This window comes from Pedobacter sp. FW305-3-2-15-E-R2A2 (assembly GCF_038446955.1).
Classification (GTDB): Bacteria; Bacteroidota; Bacteroidia; order Sphingobacteriales; family Sphingobacteriaceae; genus Pedobacter.
On the sequence record NZ_CP151803.1, the window covers coordinates 6,173,345 to 6,194,995 of the forward strand.

The window sequence follows — 21,651 nt, forward strand, 5'->3', positions numbered from 1 at the left end:
GATTTTTTCAGTTCTCCCTCTAATCGCACCAGATAATTTTACACAGAATGCACCTCAGGAATTGGCAAGGATGATTTATGTTCCTGTGAAACTAATTTAGAAGTATCATAACCCTTTTTATGACAGCGGTCTATGATTTCTGCCAGCAATTCTTTGGCAAGGTTCGGTTTTCTGGCCATGATAAAGAGGTATTTAAATTTCGGATGACCGACCACTACATAAGAGTAATCTTCAGCAAGTTCTATCACCCAGTAATCCGCCTTTATTGGCCATATAAATTGAGCTTTGAACCTCGCATTCCTACTCCCCCGGATCACAAAAAGTTTAGAGCGGAAGTATTTCTGTTTGTCCTGCCCCAGCACTTTATATCCGGTAAAAACAGCATAGTAACCATCAGGATGGATCACATACGTCTCCACCGTTTGGCGCCAATGTTTGTCCATGAAAGTAGGTATGGAATACAAAGAATACCACTTTCCGGCATACGACATAATATCAACTTTTTCTACCGGTACATTATCCATAACAGGGTCCATCATTTTACGACTATTAAGCAAATGTAAATTCTTTATCATAAAACCAGCAAGGTTAAAGAAAGTTTTAAAAAGCGTTTTTTAAACTGACCTAAATTTCTAACTTCGGCTTGAGACATTCCTCAACATGGTTTGCTTCAAATATTAATTATAGCCTAAATTTATAGTCATAGATCAGCATTTAAAACAATAGATTTAAACCAGGAGGAAAACCTTTAAAATAAAATTAGATTCATTATGAAAATAACGGTTGTAGGTGCCGGCGCAGTAGGCGCCACTTGTGCAGATAATATTGCCAGAAAAGAATTAGCAGAAGAGCTCGTTTTATTAGACATCAAAGAAGGTTTTGCAGAAGGCAAAGCAATTGACATGATGCAAACCGCCACTTTATTAGGCTTTGATACAAAAATTACAGGTGTAACTAACGATTACAGTAAAACAGCAGGTTCTACAGTGGCTGTGATTACCTCCGGACTTCCGCGCAAACCGGGGATGACCCGTGAAGAACTGATCGGAATTAATGCCGGAATCGTAAAAGGTGTAGCAGAAAACATTTTAAAATATTCTCCTGATGCCATCATTATCGTGATCAGTAACCCAATGGACACGATGACATACCTGGCATTAAAATCCCTTGGATTACCTAAAAACAGGATCATAGGAATGGGCGGAACATTAGACAGTGCCCGTTTCAAATATTATTTAAGCGTTGCATTAAACTGCAATTCCAATGATTTGCAGGGTTTTGTAATCGGTGGCCATGGTGATACCACCATGATCCCTTTAACACGTTACGCGACTTATCAGAGCTTACCAGTGTCCGATCTTTTGGATAAAGCAACCTTAGATAAAGTTGCAGCAGATACCATGGTTGGTGGAGCTACATTAACAGGCCTCCTTGGAACCTCTGCATGGTATGCACCAGGTGCTGCAGGTGCTGCATTAGTAGAAAGCATTGTCCGCGATGAGAAAAAATTATTTACCTGCTGCGTATCCCTTGACGGAGAATATGGTCAGAAAGACATCTGCCTGGGCGTTCCCGTAATCGTTGGACGTAACGGATGGGAAAAAATAATCGATTATAAATTAAATGAAGAAGAACAAGCTGCATTTAATAAAAGTGCTGATGCCGTACGTGCCATGAACAGCGTATTGCAGGAGATGAAATTAGTTTAAAATTAATGAGAACCATTTCTGTTCCTTTAACCTTGATAAATTTACAAGATGATGGTTTCCACCTATTGGTGGAAATTGTCATTTTTGGGAAGAAATCTTTTGCAGTATTGGATACCGGTGCTTCCAGGTCCGTATTTGATATGACATTGATCAAAGCAAATATCTCTGAACTGGAACACAGTGAAGAAACTCATGCCACGACCCTCTTTGCGACATCAACCACCCTTCAGGCGACCATCCCTAAATTAAAAATCGGAAGATTAGTCATCAATGATTATGATACCGTCGCACTTGATTTAGATACAGTTAACCAGGCATACGAACAAATGGGCCACCCAAAAGTCATCGGGATCATTGGAAGCGATATCCTGCTGAGGTATTATGCCAATATAAATTACAGAAAATTAAGGTTATTCCTTTACGCAGATTAATTCCTTAAAAGGACCTTTACCAACAAGATCATACTTCCCGGACAAGGTCCTTTATACGCCTTTTAGTTAACAACTACGGTATGCGTCCCATCAGGATTTACAATAATAGAGGTTGCTCCGTTATTGATGACCGTAGAATGTGTACCGTTAGGATTCACTATCAAACCGGTAGCGCCATTGTCGATAAAAGTGGAATGAGTCCCATCGGCATTCACAATAATGCTGATATTGCCGGTTTTCATCATTGTGGAATGTAACCCTTCCGGACTGACAAACAAAACACTATTCCCATTTTTGATGAGTGTACTATGCTTTCCTGTCGCATCCACAAGCGTAGTGATGTTTCCTACCTCCAGCTTACTGACAATTGTTACTTCCCGGTTTAGCGGGCTAAGGAAGCCCGGCGGACAGGCATTCGTTTTTTGTTGCTGCGCCTTCAATCCATAACAGACCGGAAAAACCAGCAGGAATAAAATTAATCTTTTCATAATCAATCATTTGTGTGTAATACAATATACACAATCAAAAAATTAAAGACAAAAAAAGGAGCGATTTTTCAATCGCTCCTTTTTGTAAGCTAACACGCTTTTAATTAAGCGTCAATCTTAGCATATTTTGCATTTCTTTCGATGAAATCTCTTCTTGGACCAACCTCATCACCCATTAACATGGAGAAAGTATGGTCGCATTCCGCTGCATTTTCAATCGTTGCCTGTAATAACGTACGTGTTGAAGGGTTAAGGGTAGTATCCCATAACTGTTCCGCATTCATCTCTCCAAGACCTTTATAGCGTTGAATATGTACACTTTCTTCTTTACCAGCACCTTTCAAACGTTGCACTGCTGCATCACGTTGTTGGTCATTCCAGCAATATTCAAAATCTTTTCCCTTTTTAACCTGATACAAAGGTGGCGCAGCGATGTACACATAACCAGCTTCGATTAAGGATTTCATATACCTGAAGAAGAAAGTAAGAATCAAGGTTGTGATGTGGGATCCATCGATATCCGCATCCGTCATGATCACGACTTTATGGTAACGCAGCTTTGTTAGATTTAAAGCTTTATCATCTTCCGGTGTTCCGATACTTACACCAAGTGCAGTAAACATGTTCTTGATCTCGTCGTTCTCGTAGATTTTATGCTCCATCGCTTTTTCCACATTCAGGATCTTACCTTTTAAAGGAAGAATCGCCTGGAAATTACGGTCCCTGCCTTGCTTGGCAGTTCCACCCGCGGAGTCTCCCTCCACCAGGTATATCTCACATTTTTCCGGATCACTGTCAGAACAATCGGCAAGTTTACCTGGAAGGCCTGAACCACCCATTACACTCTTACGTTGAACCATCTCACGAGCCTTACGGGCTGCAGCACGCGCTGTAGCAGCAAGGATCACTTTATTTACGATCAGCTTCGCTTCCCTTGGATATTCTTCCAGGTAGTTACTTAACGCTTCACCAACGGCCACATCAACTGCACCCATTACCTCAGAGTTACCCAACTTTGTTTTCGTCTGACCTTCAAACTGAGGCTCCTGAACTTTAACAGAAACGACAGCAGTTAAGCCTTCTCTAAAGTCATCACCCGTAATCTCAAATTTCACATTTTTAAGCAATCCTGATTTATCAGCATAAGCTTTTAATGTTCTGGTTAAACCTCTTCTGAAACCGGCAATATGTGTACCTCCCTCATGGGTGTTAATGTTATTCACATAAGAGTGTACATTTTCTGCGTAGCTATCGTTGTATTGTAAAGCAAGCTCTACAGGAATTCCGTTTTTAATTCCCTCTACATAAATCGGTTCTGCAATCAGTGAAGGACGACCTCCATCTAAAAACTGAACAAATTCTTTTAATCCACCTTCTGAATGAAAAAGCTCGGAAATCGGATTCCCCTGGTCATCAAGCTCGCGCTCATCAGTAAGGGTTAACTTAATTCCTTTATTCAGGAAGGACAGCTCTCTCAGCCTGCTGGCCAAAGTATCATAACGGTACTCTGTAGTTTGGGTAAAGATTTCCGGATCCGGAGTAAAGGTAATTACCGTCCCTCTTTTATCCGTTTCTCCCACAACTTTAACATCATACTGAGGTTTCCCTTTCTCGTAATCCTGCTCCCATAATTGTCCGTCACGGTGAACCTGCGCTTTTAAATGTGTAGATAATGCGTTCACGCAACTTACCCCCACACCATGCAAACCACCGGAAACTTTATAAGTGTCCTTATCAAATTTACCACCAGCGTGTAATACAGTCATTACAATTTCCAGAGCTGACTTTTGCTCCTTCTGCATAATTCCCGTAGGAATACCACGCCCGTTATCTTCAACCCTGATCGAGTTGTCTTTAAGAATATTTACATATATCGTGTCAGCATGACCTGCCAACGCCTCATCGATAGAGTTATCTACTACTTCGTAAACTAAATGATGTAATCCTTTTACTCCGGTGTCTCCTATATACATCGAAGGGCGCTTACGCACCGCTTCTAAACCTTCTAATACCTGTATATTATCTGCCGAATAATTTGACTTTGGATCCTTTTCTTCGCTCATATTTTTAATAAAACAATTAGACTCAAAGATAACCATTTTAGGCCAATTAACCGCAAATGTGGATAACTATCTACCCATAAAAGGCCCAAAAAACACGCTAAAAATCACAGTTCTTTAGGATACTAATTTTGAAATTTTATATTTGTTGAAATTTATCCGCCAAAAATGGAAGGGGCATCCTAAAAAACAGGTCTTAAACCGACTGGAAGGATGATGGGAACCAAAAATTAAAATAAAATATCAATTATAATCATTAGATGAAAAGATCAACATTAAAACTTAGCAGCATTGCTACTGCAGTTGCATTAGTTTCCGTAATGGCTTCTTGCCAAAACAAAGAAAACACCACTGCACCTGCTACAAAATCTGAGTCGGCTACGGTGACTAGCGCAGAGAAAATCGTCTATGTGAATTCTGATTCCCTGTTAACAAAATATCAGTATTTCAAAGACTTAAAAACGAAACTTGATGCGAAGTCAAAAACTGCTCAAACAGATCTTGCTTCTAAACAACAGGCATTCCAACGTGAAGTAGCACAATATCAGCAACAACAAAACACTTTACCTGCTGATCAACGCGCTTCTACAGAAGAAAGACTTGCCCGTAAACAACAGGAATTACAAGCTTATTCACAAAATGCAGGCGCTGCCCTTCAAAATGAGCAAGCTACAGAAAATGAAAAGCTATACGATAAAGTTGCACAATACCTGAAAACTTATGCCAAAGGAAAAGGTTTCAAAATGGTGTTGACTTACTCTAAAGGAAACAGTGCAATCCTTTTTGCTGATGAATCATTAGACGTAACCAGCGAAGTAATCGTAGGATTAAACGAAGCTTACAAAGCAGACAAAAAATAGTTCTTCCTGCTAAGAATTTAAATGCCCTGATTATTCGGGGCATTTTTTTTGTGCTGTAAAATCAAGATTATGCTACAATAGCATAGCAACAACGAATAAAAACACCATTATGCCAGCTAAAGAAAACAATCCACACGAAAAATTTATGAAAATTGCCATCGCTCTATCTGAAAAGAATGTAACCGGAGGTCTTGGCGGCCCTTTTGGAGCAGTAGTTGTAAAAGACGGCAAAATTATAGCAAAAAGTGGCAATAAGGTAACCACAACAAATGATCCGACTGCCCATGCAGAAGTTTCAGCGATTCGTTTGGCCTGTAAAAAACTAAAAACATTTGACCTTAGCGGATGCGTGGTTTATACCAGCTGTGAACCATGCCCGATGTGCCTCAGCGCTATTTATTGGGCAAGAATTGAGACCATCTACTATGCCAACACCAAGGTAGATGCAGCAAACATCGGCTTCGACGACAAGTTCATTTACGATGAAATTGAAAAGCCAATGGCAAAACGTACCTTACCCATCCACCAGATGATGAGAACAGAAGCGCAGCAGGCATTCCAGCTCTGGGACCAATCCTCCATGAAAATAGACTATTAAAAATGGACAAGTATCAGGAAAATATCCGGATAGAACTGGAGTTCTGGAAACGGGAAATGATGGAAAAACCTTCCTTTCTGAATAAAATGACAAACAATATTCAGAAAAAAATCAACAGTTACATTCCTAAGAAAGTCCATACCGCGATTACAGTGACCATTAAGAAAATGGTCCAGGCCGTGCTTTATGGTTCCACCTACACCACTTCAATGGTCCCTGCAGTAGAAATAAGTATCCTGCACAGAGAAGCCCTCGTGAAACAAAAAATTGATAACTATTGTAAGACCGGAGCCGCAGAAGGCGGAATTACCGGCGCTGGTGGATTCCTGATGAGCATGGCTGATTTTCCGGTATTGATCGGCATAAAGATGAAAATGCTTTTTGAAATTGCAGCACTTTATGGCTTCGATGTTAAAGACTATAAAGAACGCTTATACATTCTGTACATCTTCCAGCTTGCCTTTTCCAGTCAACATGGGCGCACGAAAGTCTTTATGCATATGGAGAACTGGGATCAGAAACGCCATATCCTTCCTGAAAATTCCGAAAACTTCGATTGGAGGACCTTTCAGCAGGAATACAGAGATTACATCGACCTCGCCAAAATGGCACAGCTCCTTCCCGTTGTTGGTGCAGCAGTGGGTGCTGTTGCCAATTACCAATTGATAAAAAAACTAGGGAAAACTGCCATGCAGGCCTACCGGATGAGAATCATCGACCAAGCATTATCTATTCCTCTTCCTTAAAAAGATCGTCAGTAAGGGCATCAGTCTCGCGGCGGTCTTTCTTTGTTGGCCTTCCTGTTCCACGGTCCCTTTTCAGTGTAGGGGCATGAAACATACTTTTAAAGCCATAAGTTTCTTCTTCAGGAGTGATGTCTTTATACTTCGTCACTGCAATTTTCGCTTCTACCCTATTGTATAAAAGTTCCACCACTTCGATCACTTTCTTTTCTATTCCCTTGGATACCTGGTACACATCCCCAGGTTTTACTACCGCTGAAGCTTTCAGATTCTGACCATTCAACTTAATCCGACCGGCCTTACAAGCCTCTGTCGCCAAGCTCCTGGTCTTAAATAATCTGATCGCCCATAAGTACTTATCTATCCTTAATTTTTCCTGCTCTGCCATAAAAAATCAAAAATACATTATAGAAAACAATGGTCTATACATAAAATTGATTTATTTTGTCAAAAAATAACTTACAACATGATAGCACAATTAAAAAAGTTAGTAGAAGCCGCTTGGGAAGACAGAACTTTATTAGAATATAGTGAATATTGCGAAGCAATAGAAACGGTAATTATGCAGTTAGATAAAGGTGAAATGCGCGTTGCTGAGCCTGTACTTAACTCATGGGGAGTGAATGAGTGGATTAAAAAGGCAGTAATCCTTTATTTTCCAATCAGAGAGATGAAAGAAATTGAAGTTGGTCCTTTTGTATTTCATGATAAAATGAAATTGAAAACCAATTATAAAGAATTAGGCGTAAGGGTTGTTCCTCACGGTATCGCACGTTATGGCGCTTATTTGGCCAAAGGTGTAATCATGATGCCTTCTTATGTAAATATAGGTGCTTATGTAGACGAAGGTACAATGGTCGATACCTGGGCTACTGTAGGTTCATGTGCACAAATCGGAAAACATGTTCACTTAAGTGGTGGTGTAGGTATTGGTGGCGTTTTGGAACCAATTCAAGCTGCTCCGGTAATCATCGAAGACAACTGTTTCCTGGGTTCAAGAGCGATTGTTGTAGAAGGTGTACGTGTAGAAAGAGAAGCTGTTCTTGGTGCAAACGTGGTATTAACTGCCTCTACAAAAATCATTGATGTAACCGGAAGTACGCCAATAGAATATAAAGGAATCGTTCCTGCACGCTCTGTGGTAATTCCTGGTAGCTATGCGAAGAAATTCCCCGCCGGAGAATTCCAGGTTCCATGTGCATTGATCATCGGTCAACGTAAAGAATCTACAGATAAAAAGACTTCCCTTAATGATGCATTAAGAGAAAACAATGTAGCGGTATAATATAATGAAGATTGGTTTTGACGGAAAAAGAGCAACAAACAATTTAACAGGACTGGGAAATTACAGCAGATCATTAATTGCCCAGCTCGCTGAATTTTTCCCTCAAAACCAATACTTTGTATACAGCCCCAAAATAAAAGAACATGCACAGATCAGGCATTTCTTAACAGCCAAAGGCATTGAGTCCAGGCTTCCTGATCAACCTGGATTATTCTGGAGAACTTCCGGAATAAAAAAACAGCTGCTAAAAGACAATATCGACTTGTTTCATGGCTTGAGTCATGAAATTCCAGTACAGATCCAAAACTCCGGTATCCGTAGCGTCGTCACCATTCATGACCTGATCTTTTTAAAGTTCCCCCAATATTTTGGGCGGATCGACCGGTTTATCTATAAACTGAAAGCCCGTTATTCCTGCAGGCATGCCGACAAGATCGTCGCCATCAGTGAGTGTACTAAAAGAGACATTATTGATTTTTTTCATACGGATCCTGATAAGATCGAGGTCATTTATCAAAGCTGCGACGATAGCTTCAAATCTCCTTCATCAGCGCAAACAAAACAGAAAGTACGGATTAAACATAATTTACCATCCAAATACATCCTGAATGTAGGAACAATAGAAACCAGAAAAAACCTGCTAACCCTCATCAAAGCACTCCCACAGATTCATGCGGAATATAAATTGGTAGTGGTAGGAAAACAGACCGCCTACGCGGATTCCGTTCATCAGGAAATCGCGAACCTGGGTTTAAAAGACAGGGTTCACTTTCTTCAGAACGTTCCCTTTGATGAACTCCCTTCCATCTATCAGATGGCCGGGTCATTTGTATATCCATCCCTTTATGAAGGTTTCGGAATCCCAATCATTGAGGCGCTTTATTCCGGCATTCCGGTGATCGCCGCGACGGGTTCCTGCCTGGAAGAAGCAGGTGGCGAAAATAGTCTCTACGTCTCTCCATTTGACCATGCGGCTTTATCAGCTGCCATCAACAAAGTATTGAATGATCCCGCCCTTGCCGAACAAATGAAAACAAGGGGACTGGAATACGTTCAGAAATTTAATACCCGGGTCATCGCCGGAGCACTGATGAAAGTTTACACCCAGGTGCTTTCCAGTCACCAGAAATAACAGTTTTATGCTTAGAACAGAAATTGAAAAGGCCCTTAACGTTTTAAAAGATGGAGGGGTTATCCTTTATCCAACCGATACCGTATGGGGATTAGGTTGCGATGCGACCAATGAGGCTGCAGCAGCCAAAATAAATGCAATTAAAGAACGTAGCGCAGATAAAAGTTTCATTATCCTCCTGGACAACGATTCCAAGCTGCAAAGTTATGTAACAGAAATACCTGACGTGGCTTACGATCTGATTGAGTATGCAGAAAATCCACTGACCATCATATTTTCAGGCGCAAAAAATCTGGCTAAAAATGTCATCAATGAAGATGGTAGTGTAGGCATCAGAATTGTGAAACATGATTTCTGTCAGCAACTCATCCAAAGGTTCAGAAAGCCCATTACATCTACCTCTGCCAATAAATCAGGATCCCCTTCTCCTCTTATATTCGATGAAATTGAGGAAGAAATTAAAGCTGCTGTAGATTACGTAGTCGATTGGGAACAAGAGCTTCAAATCCCTAAAAAACCATCTACCATAATGAAATTAGCTCCGGGAGGGCAATTTTCCTTTATTAGAAAGTAAGTTTTATTACTTTTGTAACTCATTAATGGAAAAACATTTACAACAGTCAGTATTTAAAGTCCTTGCCGATATAGCTCAAACACATCAGATTGAAGCATATGTGATAGGTGGATATGTGCGCGATATTTTCTTAGAAAGACCATCCAAAGACATTGACATTGTGGTACTGGGAAATGGTATAGAATTCGCGGAACTTGCGGGTAAAGTACTAAAAACCAAGGTTGCAGTATTCAAAAACTTTGGCACTGCCATGTTAAAAACCAAAGATCTGGAGATCGAGTTTGTGGGCGCAAGAAAAGAATCTTACCGCTCAGATTCCCGGAAACCGATTGTAGAAAACGGGACCATCAAAGATGACCAGCTGAGAAGAGATTTCACTATCAATGCCCTGGCCATCTCCCTGAATAAAGAAAATTACGGACAGCTGGTAGATCCTTTCGGTGGCACCACTGACCTGGAAAATAAACTTATCAAAACACCCCTTGATCCTGAGATTACCTTTTCAGACGATCCTTTGAGAATGATGAGGGCTATTCGCTTTGCCACCCAACTGGGTTTCAGCATCGATGAGAGTGCCATCAATGCCATTAAAAAGCAGAAAGAAAGAATTTCCATTGTTTCCAAAGAGCGCATTACCGATGAGCTCAATAAGATCATTCTTTCAAAAACCCCTTCCATTGGTTTTAAATATCTTTTTGATACTGGTCTTTTACACCTCATCTTTCCACAAATGTCCAACCTCTATGGGGTAGATTTTATTAATGGGAAGGGACATAAAGACAATTTTTATCATACTTTACAGGTATTGGACAATATTTGTATCGCTACCGACGATCTTTGGCTCCGCTGGGCGGCCATTCTTCATGACATTGCCAAGCCGGCAACAAAGCGTTTTGAAGAAGGACATGGCTGGACGTTTCACGGGCATGAAGACAAAGGAGCACGCATGGTGCCCCAGATCTTTAACCAGTTGAAACTTCCCCTGAACGAGAAAATGAAACTCGTGCAAAAGCTGGTACAACTTCACCTTCGCCCTATTGTGCTGGCTCAGGAAGTGGTTACAGACTCCGCAGTGAGAAGGCTTTTGTTTGACGCAGGAGAAGACATTGAAAGCCTCATGATGCTATGCAATGCAGATGTAACGACCAAAAACGAGTACAAAGTAAAAAAATACCGCAATAACTTTGAGCTGGTAAAACAAAAACTCAAAGATGTAGAGGAACGTGATAAAATCAGAAACTGGCAACCTCCAATTACCGGCAATGACATCATGCAGGTATTCGGTCTGGGGGCAGGAAAAGAAGTAGGTCTGATTAAAAATGCCATCCGGGAAGCAATTCTTGAAGGTGAAATCAAAAATACCTACGAAGAAGCGTTACAGTTCATGCTGGAAAAAGCAAAGGAATTTGGCCTTCTACCTGTAAAGCAGTAATACAGCCCTAAGGCAGTAACACAAATTATAGATAATATTTTTTAATTTTATAGCTAGAAAAAAAGCTCAGATGGCAATTTATAGATTTAGAATAAGTTTTGAAGATTTCGATGAAGTAGTTAGGGAAATCGATATAAAATCAAACCAGACATTTGAAGATTTACATCGCGCGGTACATCGCTCAACAGGATATTCTGCTGAAAAATCTTCTTCCTTTTATGTGAGTACCGATCACTGGATCAAAGGAGATGAAATTGCTTACCTGCCTACCCAACGTAAAACGGATAGAGGGGTTACCTTAATGGAAAAGGCAAAGTTGAGTAGTTTTATCGAAGATCCCCATCAGAAGTTTTACTATATCTACAACTTTGACCGTCCTTTCGACTTTCACGTAGAACTGATCAAAATCATTCTGGAAACTGATCCTAAGCTGGAATACCCTGTGCTGGTTAAAAGTATCGGAGAAGCGCCGAAAATCATCGACAAGGATAATTTTGGTGCGGTAGCAGTATCTTCAAACCCGGAATCAACAGAATTTGATTTTCTGAATGAGATGGACTTTGTTCCTGAAGATACAGAAGAAATTGAAGCCATGGGCGGAAGAGGAATCAATACGGAAGAAAAAACGATTGATGATGATGCCGAAGAAGATGGAGATGATGCAGACGAATTCGGAAGTGACGATAGCTACGAAGACGAAGAATACGATAACAAAGAAGACTATTAGTGCCCGGATATGGCATTGAATAAAACCTTAGTTGTAATTGTCGGCCCTACCGGAATAGGAAAGACTGCACTGGCCATCGCATTGGCCAGACACTTTTCTACAGAGATCATTTCGGCAGATTCCCGTCAGTTCTTTAAGGAGATGGAAATAGGAACGGCAAAACCTTCCCCGGAAGAGTTGGCAGCCGCGCCTCATCATTTTATCGATTCGCATAGTATTGAAACCCTTTTCAGTACCGGCGACTTTGAAATACAAGCCCTTCAGCTCCTGGAGGAGCTTTTTAAAAAACAGGATCTGCTGATTATGGTCGGCGGATCCGGTTTATACATTGATGCCGTATGCAACGGCCTTGATGACCTTCCGGATACGGATCTTAACATCCGCGAAAAACTCAAAGAACAATTGGAAAAAGAGGGCATAGCGTCTATCAAGGAACAATTGAAAACCCATGATCCGGAGTATTATGAAAAAGTGGATCAGGCTAATCCTCAACGAATGGTCAGGGGACTGGAATTCTTCCTCTCCACAGGCGAAAAGCTCTCCTCCTATCAAACCAACAGTAAGAAACAACGTCCGTTCAACATCATTAAAATAGGCTTAAATATGGACCGTTCGGCCTTGTATCAGCAGATTAACCATAGGGTTGATAAAATGATGGAAGCAGGACTTCTGAAGGAGGTAAAAGGGCTTCAGGATTACCGGAAATACAATGCCCTGAATACAGTCGGCTATTCCGAATTATTCGATTACCTGGATGGTAATATCACGCTGGAAACAGCGATAGATAAGATCAAACAAAATACAAGACGTTTTGCCAAACGCCAGCTTACCTGGTTTAGAAGAGATGACAGCATTGCCTGGTTTGAACCTACTGAAAGCAAAGCGGTCATCCTTCATATTGATAAAATCTTAAATTCTTAGGCCTGAGCTGTTGGTCCGCCAAAGTTCATCGGAAATCCTGGAGGCTCTTCCTGTGTTTTAATTCTTCCGTGTGCAGCTTCATATTTTTCCAGGTTGTCCTGCATCGCCACCATTAATCTTTTGGCATGTTCAGGGGTCAGGATAATCCTTGACTTCACTCTTGCTTTAGGTACTCCAGGCATTACCCTGATGAAATCCAGAACAAATTCTGTATTAGAATGTGTAATAATAGCAAGGTTTGAAAAGATCCCTTCTGCAACTTCTTCAGAAAGTTCTATGTTTAGCTGGTTATCGTTGTGCTGTTCTTCCATAACACAAAACTACCGCTTTAAAATCATTACAACCAAAAAAAATCCCCCAACTTTAACAGAAGGGGGATTTTTTTAAAAGATATTTAAATATTAAGCATCTACTTCTTCTTGTTTCGAAGCTAATAATTTATCGTATTCTTCCTGAGAACCTACAATGATACGCTCATATCCACGTACACCTGTACCTGAAGGAATTAAGTGTCCAACAATTACGTTTTCTTTTAATCCAAGCATGTTATCACGTTTACCAGCAATTGCTGCTTCGTTTAACACTTTTGTAGTTTCCTGGAATGACGCTGCAGAGATGAACGATTTCGTTCCTAATGAAGCACGTGTAATACCTTGTAACATTGAACTCGCAGTTGCAGGTCTTGCATCACGAACTTCAATTTGTTTCAAATCTTTACGTTTCAATTGAGAATTTTCATCTCTTAGTTTACGTAGAGAAAGAATCTGTCCAGGTTTCACCGCGTTTGAATCACCAGCATCAACAACAACTTTTTTGTCATAGATCTCATCATTCTCGATCATGAAGTCCCAACGATCTGCAGAGTTGTTCTCTAAGAAAGTGGTATCTCCCGGATCTTCAATGTGAACTTTCTGCATCATCTGGTGTACAATCACCTCAAAGTGTTTATCATTGATTTTTACACCTTGTAAACGATAAACCTCCTGGATACCATTCACCAGGTATTCTTGTACAGCCGCAGGGCCTTTAATCGCTAAGATATCCGCAGGAGAGATAGAACCATCAGATAGAGGCATACCAGCTTTCACAAAGTCATTATCCTGAACAAGGATGTGTTTAGACAATGGAACAAGGTATTTTTTAACTTCTCCGTCTTTAGATTCGATAGTCATCTCACGATTACCACGTTTAACACCACCTAAAGTTACCACACCATCAATCTCTGTTACTACAGCAGGGTTTGAAGGGTTACGTGCTTCGAAAAGCTCCGTTACACGTGGTAAACCACCCGTGATATCTCTTGTTTTACCAGTTGCACGAGGAATCTTAACCAGGATCTGACCAGTTTTAACTGCATCACCTTCATCAATTGCGATGTGGGCACCTACAGGGATGTTATATCCTCTGATCAATTCACCTTTTTTATCCACAACCCGTACAGAAGGGTTTTTAGTTTTATCACGTGTATCGATAATTACTTTCTCACGGTGACCGGTTTGCTCATCAGACTCTTCACGGAAGGTTACCCCCTCTACGATAGCGTCAAATTCGATTTTACCGGCAAACTCTGAGATAATTACCGCATTATATGGATCCCATGAACAAATCCTATCACCTTTAGTGATTTTAGCACCATCCTCAACGTACAAGAATGCACCATAAGGAATGTTATTGGTCATGATCACTTTATTTGTACCAGGCTCAACAATTTTGAACTCTCCTGAACGACCTAAAACAATTTGTTTTACACCTTCTTCAGTATCATTCTCTACTGTACGAACATTTTCAAATTCAATGATACCATCAAATTTAGCTGTCAATTGAGACTCTGCAGCGATGTTCGATGCAGTACCCCCAACGTGGAACGTACGTAGTGTTAACTGTGTACCCGGCTCACCGATTGACTGTGCAGCAATTACACCGACAGCTTCACCTTTTTGAACACGTTTACCAGTAGCTAAGTTACGTCCGTAGCATAGTGCACAAACACCACGTTTGTTTTCGCAGGTTAATACCGAACGAATTTCAACGCCTTCTAATGGAGACTCTTCAATTGCTTTAGCAATATCTTCATCAATATCCTGACCAGCAGCTACCAACAATGCACCATCCAAAGGATTGAATACATCATGTAGAGAGATACGGCCTAATAACCTGTCGTATAACGGCTCAACGATGTCTTCATTATCTTTCAATGCAGTCGTGTACATACCTCTTAAAGTACCGCAATCTTCTGCATTAACGATCATATCCTGGGCCACATCATGTAAACGACGTGTTAAGTAACCCGCATCAGCTGTTTTTAACGCCGTATCCGCCAAACCTTTACGCGCACCGTGGGTAGAGATAAAGTACTCTAATACCGACAATCCTTCTTTAAAGTTCGAAAGAATCGGGTTTTCGATAATCTCACCACCTGAACCTGATTTCTGAGGCTTAGCCATCAAACCACGCATACCGCATAACTGACGAATCTGCTCTTTCGAACCACGGGCTCCAGAGTCCAACATCATATAAACAGAGTTGAAACCTTGGTTATCGCTTGATAACTGAGTCATCACGAATGATGTTAAACGGTTATTGATACGAGTCCAGATATCGATAATTTGGTTGTAACGCTCGTTGTTGGTAATGAATCCCATGTTATAGTTATTCCTTACCTCATCTACCTCGGCAGAAGCCTGCTCTAATAGCGCCTGTTTCTCCACAGGAATGTTTACATCTTGTAAATTAAATGATAAACCTCCTCTGAATGCCATTTGGAAACCAAGTTCTTTGATATCATCAAGGAACCTTGCAGCACGGGCCATACCAGTAATTTTCACTACTGTACCAATGATATCTCTAAGAGATTTCTTAGTCAGCAATTCATTGATATACCCTACTTCTACCGGAACCATTTGATTAAATAGTACACGACCTACCGTAGTTTCCAACAATTTATTAACGATTGATCCATCTTCCAGTTTCACATTTACCTTAACCTTGATAAATGCATGAAGATCGATTTCTTTTTCATTGTAAGCAATGATCACTTCTTCCGGAGAGTAGAAAGAGAAATCTTGTCCCTTAACTACACGCTGAGCGTCAGTTCTACGACCTTTAGTAATGTAATAAAGACCCAAAACCATATCCTGTGAAGGTACAGTGATCGGAGTTCCGTTTGCCGGGTTTAGAATGTTGTGTGCAGCAAGCATTAATACCTGTGCTTCTAAAATTGCGGCGTGCCCTAATGGTAAATGTACTGCCATCTGGTCACCGTCAAAATCCGCGTTGAAGGCGGTACATACTAATGGGTGTAACTGGATTGCTTTACCCTCTACCAATTTCGGCTGGAACGACTGGATACCCAATCTGTGCAACGTAGGCGCACGATTCAGTAATACCGGGTGTCCTTTTAAAACATTCTCCAGAATATCCCAAACTAATGGATCTTTTCTGTCTACAATTTTCTTTGCAGATTTTACTGTTTTAACGATACCCCTTTCAATCATCTTGCGAATGATAAACGGTTTGAATAGCTCAGCCGCCATATCTTTCGGTAAACCGCATTCATGTAATTTAAGGTTTGGACCTACAACAATTACCGAACGGGCAGAATAATCCACACGTTTACCTAATAAATTCTGACGGAAACGACCTTGTTTACCTTTCAGGATATCTGAAAGAGATTTCAAAGCACGGTTACCTTCAGTTTTAACCGCATTTACTTTACGTGAGTTATCGAACAACGAATCTACCGCTTCCTGTAACATACGTTTTTCGTTACGTAAGATTACTTCCGGCGCTTTGATCTCGATCAAACGTTTCAAACGGTTGTTACGGATAATCACACGACGATACAAATCATTTAGATCTGAAGTCGCAAAACGACCACCTTCCAATGGAACCAACGGACGCAATTCCGGTGGAATAACTGGAACAATCTTAATGATCATCCACTCTGGGTTATTCTCAATACGGGTTCTTGCACCACGGAAAGCTTCCACTACCTGTAAACGTTTCAAAGCTTCGTTTTTACGTTGCTGAGAAGTCTCGTTTGCAGCCTGGTGACGTAAGTTATAGGATAGAGTATCTAAATCAATACGTTTCAATAAATCCTCTAATGCTTCAGCACCCATTTTGGCGATGAATTTATTAGGATCTTTATCGTCTAAATACTGGTTTTCTTTAGGCAACTTATCAAGAATATCAAGATATTCCTCTTCAGTTAAGAAATCCATATACTGAATACCTTCTTCTGCCATGAAACCAGGCTGAATTACTACATAACGCTCGTAGTAAATGATCAGGTCTAATCTCTTTGTAGGCAATCCTAACAGGTATCCAATTTTATTTGGCAGGGAGCGGAAATACCAGATATGCGCAACAGGAACCACCAAATTGATGTGTCCCATACGCTCTCTACGTACTTTCTTTTCCGTTACCTCAACACCACAACGGTCACAAACGATACCTTTATAACGGATACGTTTATATTTACCGCAATGACATTCGTAATCTTTTACCGGACCAAAAATACGCTCGCAAAACAAACCATCACGCTCAGGTTTGTAAGTACGGTAATTGATAGTCTCAGGTTTTAACACCTCACCACTAGAGCGCTCTAAAATAGCCTCCGGCGATGCCAAACTAATGGTGATCGAGGTGAAATTGCTTTTTAATTTATTATCCTTTTTGTAAGACATAGCTCTTTTGTTTGAAAGTTGAAAAATTTAAAAAGCCGGGATGCTTTTCAGGCGAGGCCTTAGCGGCATCCCGGCAAAATAACTTTCAACATTAGTCTAACGTAATATCTAGACCTAATCCACGTAACTCATGTACCAATACGTTAAACGATTCTGGTACACCCGGCGTAGGAAGGTTTTCGCCTTTTACAATCGCCTCATAAGTTTTGGCTCTACCGATCACATCATCTGACTTAACAGTTAAGATCTCCTGTAGGATATTAGCAGCACCGAATGCCTCTAATGCCCAAACCTCCATCTCACCAAAACGCTGACCCCCGAATTGAGCTTTACCACCCAATGGTTGTTGTGTAATTAATGAGTATGGTCCGATTGAACGGGCGTGCATCTTATCATCAACCATGTGTCCTAATTTCAACATGTAGATAATACCTACAGTTGTTGGCTGGTCAAATTTCTCACCCGTTAAACCATTATGTAAGTAAGTTCTACCAGAAGCTGGTACACCGGCTTTAGCAATCCACTCTTCTACCTCGTCATGTTTAGCACCATCAAAGATCGGAGTTGCGAATTTCACACCCAGTTCTTTACCGGCCCATGCCAATACAGTTTCGTAGATCTGACCCAAGTTCATACGTGAAGGTACACCCAGTGGGTTCAACACGATATCAACAGGTGTTCCATCTTCTAAGAATGGCATATCTTCATCACGAACAATACGGGCTACAATACCCTTATTACCGTGACGACCAGCCATCTTATCACCTACTTTTAATTTACGTTTTTTAGCTACATAAACCTTAGCCATCTGTACAATACCTGAAGGCAATTCATCACCAACACTGATGGCGAATTTATCACGTTTGTACGCACCCAATTCTTCGTTCACACGAATACCATAGTTGTGCAACAGCAATTTAATCTGGTCATTTTTATCATCATCAGTAGTCCATTTGTATGGGTTGATGTGTGCATATTCCAGATCAGCTAAACTTTTCTGAGTGAACTTAGCTCCTTTAGGGAATAACAGCTCCTTGTAAACGTTGAATACACCCTGAGATGTTTTACCATTCACAATCTGGAACAATTTATCTACCAGTTCATTTTTCAAATTCGTTGTAGCAAGGTCATATCTCTTGTCTAATTTTTCTATCGCTGCTTTTTCTTCAGCTTTAGTAGTTTTCTTAGCTCTTGAGAATAACTTGGTATCAATTACCACACCTTTGATAGATGGAGGTGTTTTCAAGGATGCATCTTTCACATCACCTGCTTTATCTCCAAAGATCGCACGCAGTAATTTCTCTTCCGGTGAAGGATCAGATTCTCCTTTAGGAGTGATTTTACCAATAAGGATGTCTCCTTCTTTAACTTCAGCACCTACACGGATGATACCGTTTTCATCTAAATCTTTAGTAGCTTCTTCAGAAACGTTAGGGATATCTGGTGTTAATTCCTCTTCTCCACGCTTTGTATCACGTACTTCTAATTCAAACTCTTCAATGTGTAATGAAGTAAAGATATCTTCACGAACAATACGCTCGTTGATTACGATCGCATCCTCAAAGTTATACCCTTGCCAAGGCATGAAAGCAACTTTTAAGTTTCTTCCTAATGCCAGCTCACCATTTTCTGTTGCATAACCTTCACATAGTACTTGTCCTTTAACCACTTTCTGACCTCTCTTAACGATTGGTTTTAAGTTGATACAAGTATTCTGGTTGGTTTTCTTGAATTTGATTAATTTATAAGTTTTGCTATCACCTTCGAATGAAACCAAACGATCTGAATCGTTACGTACATATTTAATGGTGATCTCATTTGCATCTACATATTCTACTACACCGTCACCTTCAGCATTGATCAGTGTTCTTGAATCGCGGGCTACGCGACCTTCTAAACCTGTACCAACAATTGGTGCCTCAGGACGTAACAATGGTACGGCCTGACGTTGCATGTTGGATCCCATCAGGGCCCTGTTCGCATCATCATGCTCCAGGAAAGGAATCAACGAAGCAGCGATCGAAGTAATCTGATTAGGTGCCACGTCCATTAAGTCTAATTTCTCAGGCTCAATAACCGGAAAGTCACCCTCATAACGTGCTTTAACACGTGTAGTGGTGAAATTACCTTGATCATCATAAGCAGCATTCGCTTGTGCAATAGTTTTACCGTCTTCATCCTCTGCAGACAGGTAAATCACGTCCTCATCAACCTGAACGATACCGTCTTTAACTTTTTTGTAAGGGGTTTCAATGAAACCTAAGTTATTGATCTTCGCGTGAACGCAAAGAGACGAGATCAAACCAATGTTTGGTCCCTCAGGAGTTTCAATCGTACAAAGACGACCGTAGTGAGTGTAGTGAACGTCACGCACCTCGAAACCGGCACGTTCACGTGAAAGACCACCTGGGCCTAAGGCTGAAAGACGACGCTTGTGCGTAATCTCTGCCAGAGGATTCGTCTGGTCCATGAACTGCGACAACTGGTTTGTTCCAAAGAAGGAATTAATAACCGACGATAAAGTACGTGCATTAATTAAATCCGTTGGTGTAAACACCTCGTTATCACGAATGTTCATACGCTCACGAATGGTACGGGCCATACGTGCTAAACCAACACCAAATTGAGCGTACAATTGCTCACCTACTGTACGAACACGACGGTTCGACAAGTGATCAATATCATCCACTTCTTCTTTAGAGTTGATCAGTTTGATCAAATATTTAACAATCGCAATGATATCTGCTTTTGTCAATACTTTTACATGATCAGGAGTATCCATTTTCAACTTACGGTTGATGCGGTATCTACCTACATCTCCCAAGTCATAACGTTTATCCGAGAAGAACAAACGCTCAATGATACCTCTTGCAGTTTCCTCATCAGGTGGTTCTGCGTTACGCAAAGCACGATAGATGTTTTCAACAGCCTCTTTTTCAGAGTTTGAAGTATCTTTTTGTAAAGTATTATAGATAATCGTATAATCAGCCTGACTGGCACCATCATCTTTAGATAAGATGATCGTTTTAACGCCTGCGTCAATGATCATATCAATATGGTCATCTTCTAAAACAGTATCCCTGTCTAAGATTACTTCGTTACGATCTATGGAAACTACCTCACCGGTATCTTCATCCACAAAATCTTCAACCCATTTTCTTAATACTCTTGCAGCAAGTTTACGTCCGATGAATTTCTTTAAACCTGATTTGCTAACTTTTACTTCATCAGCAAGATCAAACAATTCAAGGATGTCTTTATCAGAATCATAACCGATCGCACGCAATAAAGTGGTTACCGGGAATTTTTTCTTACGGTCGATATACGCATACATGACGTTATTTACGTCAGTTGCAAACTCGATCCATGAACCTTTGAAAGGAATCACACGGGCAGAATAAAGCTTAGTTCCATTTGTGTGACGGCTTTGGCCGAAGAACACACCTGGCGACCTGTGTAATTGAGAAACAATTACGCGCTCTGCACCGTTGATCACGAAGGTACCTTTAGGCGTCATATATGGTATGGTTCCCAGGTACACATCTTGAATGATGGTTTCAAAATCTTCGTGTTCTGCATCATTACAAGAAAGTTTCAGCTTCGCTTTTAATGGAACACTATACGTTAACCCACGGTCAATACACTCAGGTATATCATAACGAGGTGGATCAATAAAATAATCTAGGAATTCAAGAACAAAGATGTTTCTTGAATCTGTGATTGGGAAGTTTTCAGCAAACACCTTAAATAGACCCTCTGTGTGACGGTTATCTGAAGTGGTTTCGATCTGAAAAAATTCTCTGAATGATTGCAACTGTACATCTAGAAAATCCGGGTAATCTATGATGTGCTTACTACGTGCAAAATTTACTCTTTGGTCGACTTTATTTGCCAATGGACTAAAGTTAATTTAGTTTAAGAATAAACTATTTGTTTGGTTTGCCGTTAAACGTATTCACCAACCAAACAAGATGAAATGTTTATAAACAGGTATAGACTCCGA

Annotated in this window: 18 protein-coding genes; 11 read left to right on the top strand and 7 right to left on the bottom strand. The window is 40.6% G+C overall.

Annotated features, from left to right (window positions below):
- Positions 1–38: 38 nt before the first annotated feature.
- A complete protein-coding gene (locus tag AAFF35_RS24900; protein ID WP_342329247.1) occupies positions 39–539 on the bottom strand; it encodes a lipocalin family protein in 501 nt (166 codons plus the stop codon).
- A 231-nt stretch (positions 540–770) separates the two neighbouring features.
- Here AAFF35_RS24900 and mdh point away from each other — a divergent pair, with 231 nt between their 5' ends.
- Together mdh and AAFF35_RS24910 are read left to right on the top strand one after the other, a co-directional pair.
- Positions 771–1,709, top strand: a complete 939-nt coding sequence (mdh, locus tag AAFF35_RS24905; RefSeq protein WP_342329248.1) for a malate dehydrogenase — start codon at positions 771–773, stop codon at positions 1,707–1,709.
- Between the two features lie 5 nt (positions 1,710–1,714).
- A complete protein-coding gene (locus AAFF35_RS24910; protein ID WP_342329249.1) occupies positions 1,715–2,140 on the top strand; it encodes an aspartyl protease family protein in 426 nt (141 codons plus the stop codon).
- A gap of 62 nt (positions 2,141–2,202) precedes the next feature.
- Here the strand turns inward: AAFF35_RS24910 and AAFF35_RS24915 are convergent, their stop codons facing one another.
- Positions 2,203–2,628: a hypothetical protein gene (locus tag AAFF35_RS24915; protein WP_342329250.1), complete on the bottom strand. Its 426-nt coding sequence runs from the start codon at positions 2,626–2,628 to the stop codon at positions 2,203–2,205.
- 104 nt (positions 2,629–2,732) lie between these two features.
- Complete coding sequence (gene gyrB / locus AAFF35_RS24920; protein ID WP_124580868.1) at positions 2,733–4,691, bottom strand: DNA topoisomerase (ATP-hydrolyzing) subunit B; 1,959 nt, start codon at positions 4,689–4,691, stop codon at positions 2,733–2,735.
- Positions 4,692–4,948: 257 nt separating this feature from the next.
- On the opposite strand from gyrB, the gene AAFF35_RS24925 reads away from it, so the two are divergent.
- The 3 genes from AAFF35_RS24925 to AAFF35_RS24935 all read left to right on the top strand — a co-directional run bounded on the left by AAFF35_RS24925 (position 4,949) and on the right by AAFF35_RS24935 (position 6,892).
- Positions 4,949–5,548, top strand: a complete 600-nt coding sequence (locus AAFF35_RS24925) for an OmpH family outer membrane protein (protein WP_342329251.1) — start codon at positions 4,949–4,951, stop codon at positions 5,546–5,548.
- 109 nt (positions 5,549–5,657) lie between these two features.
- Entirely contained in the window at positions 5,658–6,146 is a 489-nt protein-coding gene (locus AAFF35_RS24930) for a nucleoside deaminase (protein WP_342329252.1), read from the top strand.
- A gap of 2 nt (positions 6,147–6,148) precedes the next feature.
- The gene (locus tag AAFF35_RS24935) at positions 6,149–6,892 is read left to right on the top strand and encodes an EcsC family protein (RefSeq protein WP_342329253.1); all 744 of its coding nucleotides are present in this window, start codon (positions 6,149–6,151) and stop codon (positions 6,890–6,892) included.
- Here the strand turns inward: AAFF35_RS24935 and AAFF35_RS24940 are convergent.
- Positions 6,876–7,277 (bottom strand): S4 domain-containing protein, encoded by a 402-nt coding sequence (locus AAFF35_RS24940; protein ID WP_342329254.1) that lies wholly within the window; start codon positions 7,275–7,277, stop codon positions 6,876–6,878. The two genes, AAFF35_RS24935 and AAFF35_RS24940, sit on opposite strands and share 17 nt — an antisense overlap.
- A 78-nt stretch (positions 7,278–7,355) precedes the next feature.
- Between AAFF35_RS24940 and AAFF35_RS24945 the strand changes: the two genes are divergently transcribed.
- The 6 genes from AAFF35_RS24945 (at position 7,356) to miaA (ending at position 12,960) form a co-directional block, all read left to right on the top strand.
- A complete protein-coding gene (locus AAFF35_RS24945) occupies positions 7,356–8,174 on the top strand; it encodes a 2,3,4,5-tetrahydropyridine-2,6-dicarboxylate N-succinyltransferase (RefSeq protein WP_342329255.1) in 819 nt (272 codons plus the stop codon).
- Positions 8,175–8,178: 4 nt separating this feature from the next.
- A complete protein-coding gene (locus AAFF35_RS24950) occupies positions 8,179–9,306 on the top strand; it encodes a glycosyltransferase family 1 protein (protein WP_342329256.1) in 1,128 nt (375 codons plus the stop codon).
- Between the two features lie 7 nt (positions 9,307–9,313).
- On the top strand, positions 9,314–9,880 hold the full coding sequence (locus AAFF35_RS24955; RefSeq protein WP_342329257.1) for an L-threonylcarbamoyladenylate synthase: 567 nt from the start codon (positions 9,314–9,316) through the stop codon (positions 9,878–9,880).
- A gap of 25 nt (positions 9,881–9,905) precedes the next feature.
- On the top strand, positions 9,906–11,312 hold the full coding sequence (locus AAFF35_RS24960) for an HD domain-containing protein (protein ID WP_342329258.1): 1,407 nt from the start codon (positions 9,906–9,908) through the stop codon (positions 11,310–11,312).
- Positions 11,313–11,382: 70 nt separating this feature from the next.
- Positions 11,383–12,039, top strand: coding sequence for a hypothetical protein (locus tag AAFF35_RS24965; RefSeq protein WP_342329259.1), 657 nt, complete (start codon positions 11,383–11,385; stop codon positions 12,037–12,039).
- A 9-nt stretch (positions 12,040–12,048) separates the two neighbouring features.
- Entirely contained in the window at positions 12,049–12,960 is a 912-nt protein-coding gene (gene miaA, locus AAFF35_RS24970; protein WP_342329260.1) for a tRNA (adenosine(37)-N6)-dimethylallyltransferase MiaA, read from the top strand.
- On the opposite strand, the gene AAFF35_RS24975 is transcribed toward miaA, so the two are convergent.
- From AAFF35_RS24975 to rpoB, 3 genes are all read right to left on the bottom strand, one after another.
- A complete protein-coding gene (locus tag AAFF35_RS24975) occupies positions 12,957–13,271 on the bottom strand; it encodes a DUF3467 domain-containing protein (protein ID WP_074612236.1) in 315 nt (104 codons plus the stop codon). The genes miaA and AAFF35_RS24975 overlap by 4 nt on opposite strands.
- Before the next feature lie 90 nt (positions 13,272–13,361).
- Entirely contained in the window at positions 13,362–17,648 is a 4,287-nt protein-coding gene (gene rpoC, locus AAFF35_RS24980) for a DNA-directed RNA polymerase subunit beta' (RefSeq protein ID WP_342329261.1), read from the bottom strand.
- Between the two features lie 91 nt (positions 17,649–17,739).
- Positions 17,740–21,543, bottom strand: coding sequence for a DNA-directed RNA polymerase subunit beta (gene rpoB, locus AAFF35_RS24985; RefSeq protein WP_074612234.1), 3,804 nt, complete (start codon positions 21,541–21,543; stop codon positions 17,740–17,742).
- Positions 21,544–21,651 lie beyond the last annotated feature (108 nt).

Excerpts from the sequence above, each read along its gene's own strand:
- AAFF35_RS24900 (WP_342329247.1), bottom strand. The coding sequence starts at position 539 with ATGATGGACCCTGTTATGGATAATGTACCGGTAGAAAAAGTTGATATT.
- mdh (WP_342329248.1), top strand. The coding sequence starts at position 771 with ATGAAAATAACGGTTGTAGGTGCCGGCGCAGTAGGCGCCACTTGTGCA.
- AAFF35_RS24910 (WP_342329249.1), top strand. The coding sequence starts at position 1,715 with ATGAGAACCATTTCTGTTCCTTTAACCTTGATAAATTTACAAGATGAT.
- AAFF35_RS24915 (WP_342329250.1), bottom strand. The coding sequence starts at position 2,628 with ATGAAAAGATTAATTTTATTCCTGCTGGTTTTTCCGGTCTGTTATGGA.
- gyrB (WP_124580868.1), bottom strand. The coding sequence starts at position 4,691 with ATGAGCGAAGAAAAGGATCCAAAGTCAAATTATTCGGCAGATAATATA.
- AAFF35_RS24925 (WP_342329251.1), top strand. The coding sequence starts at position 4,949 with ATGAAAAGATCAACATTAAAACTTAGCAGCATTGCTACTGCAGTTGCA.
- AAFF35_RS24930 (WP_342329252.1), top strand. The coding sequence starts at position 5,658 with ATGCCAGCTAAAGAAAACAATCCACACGAAAAATTTATGAAAATTGCC.
- AAFF35_RS24935 (WP_342329253.1), top strand. The coding sequence starts at position 6,149 with ATGGACAAGTATCAGGAAAATATCCGGATAGAACTGGAGTTCTGGAAA.
- AAFF35_RS24940 (WP_342329254.1), bottom strand. The coding sequence starts at position 7,277 with ATGGCAGAGCAGGAAAAATTAAGGATAGATAAGTACTTATGGGCGATC.
- AAFF35_RS24945 (WP_342329255.1), top strand. The coding sequence starts at position 7,356 with ATGATAGCACAATTAAAAAAGTTAGTAGAAGCCGCTTGGGAAGACAGA.
- AAFF35_RS24950 (WP_342329256.1), top strand. The coding sequence starts at position 8,179 with ATGAAGATTGGTTTTGACGGAAAAAGAGCAACAAACAATTTAACAGGA.
- AAFF35_RS24955 (WP_342329257.1), top strand. The coding sequence starts at position 9,314 with ATGCTTAGAACAGAAATTGAAAAGGCCCTTAACGTTTTAAAAGATGGA.
- AAFF35_RS24960 (WP_342329258.1), top strand. The coding sequence starts at position 9,906 with ATGGAAAAACATTTACAACAGTCAGTATTTAAAGTCCTTGCCGATATA.
- AAFF35_RS24965 (WP_342329259.1), top strand. The coding sequence starts at position 11,383 with ATGGCAATTTATAGATTTAGAATAAGTTTTGAAGATTTCGATGAAGTA.
- miaA (WP_342329260.1), top strand. The coding sequence starts at position 12,049 with ATGGCATTGAATAAAACCTTAGTTGTAATTGTCGGCCCTACCGGAATA.
- AAFF35_RS24975 (WP_074612236.1), bottom strand. The coding sequence starts at position 13,271 with ATGGAAGAACAGCACAACGATAACCAGCTAAACATAGAACTTTCTGAA.
- rpoC (WP_342329261.1), bottom strand. The coding sequence starts at position 17,648 with ATGTCTTACAAAAAGGATAATAAATTAAAAAGCAATTTCACCTCGATC.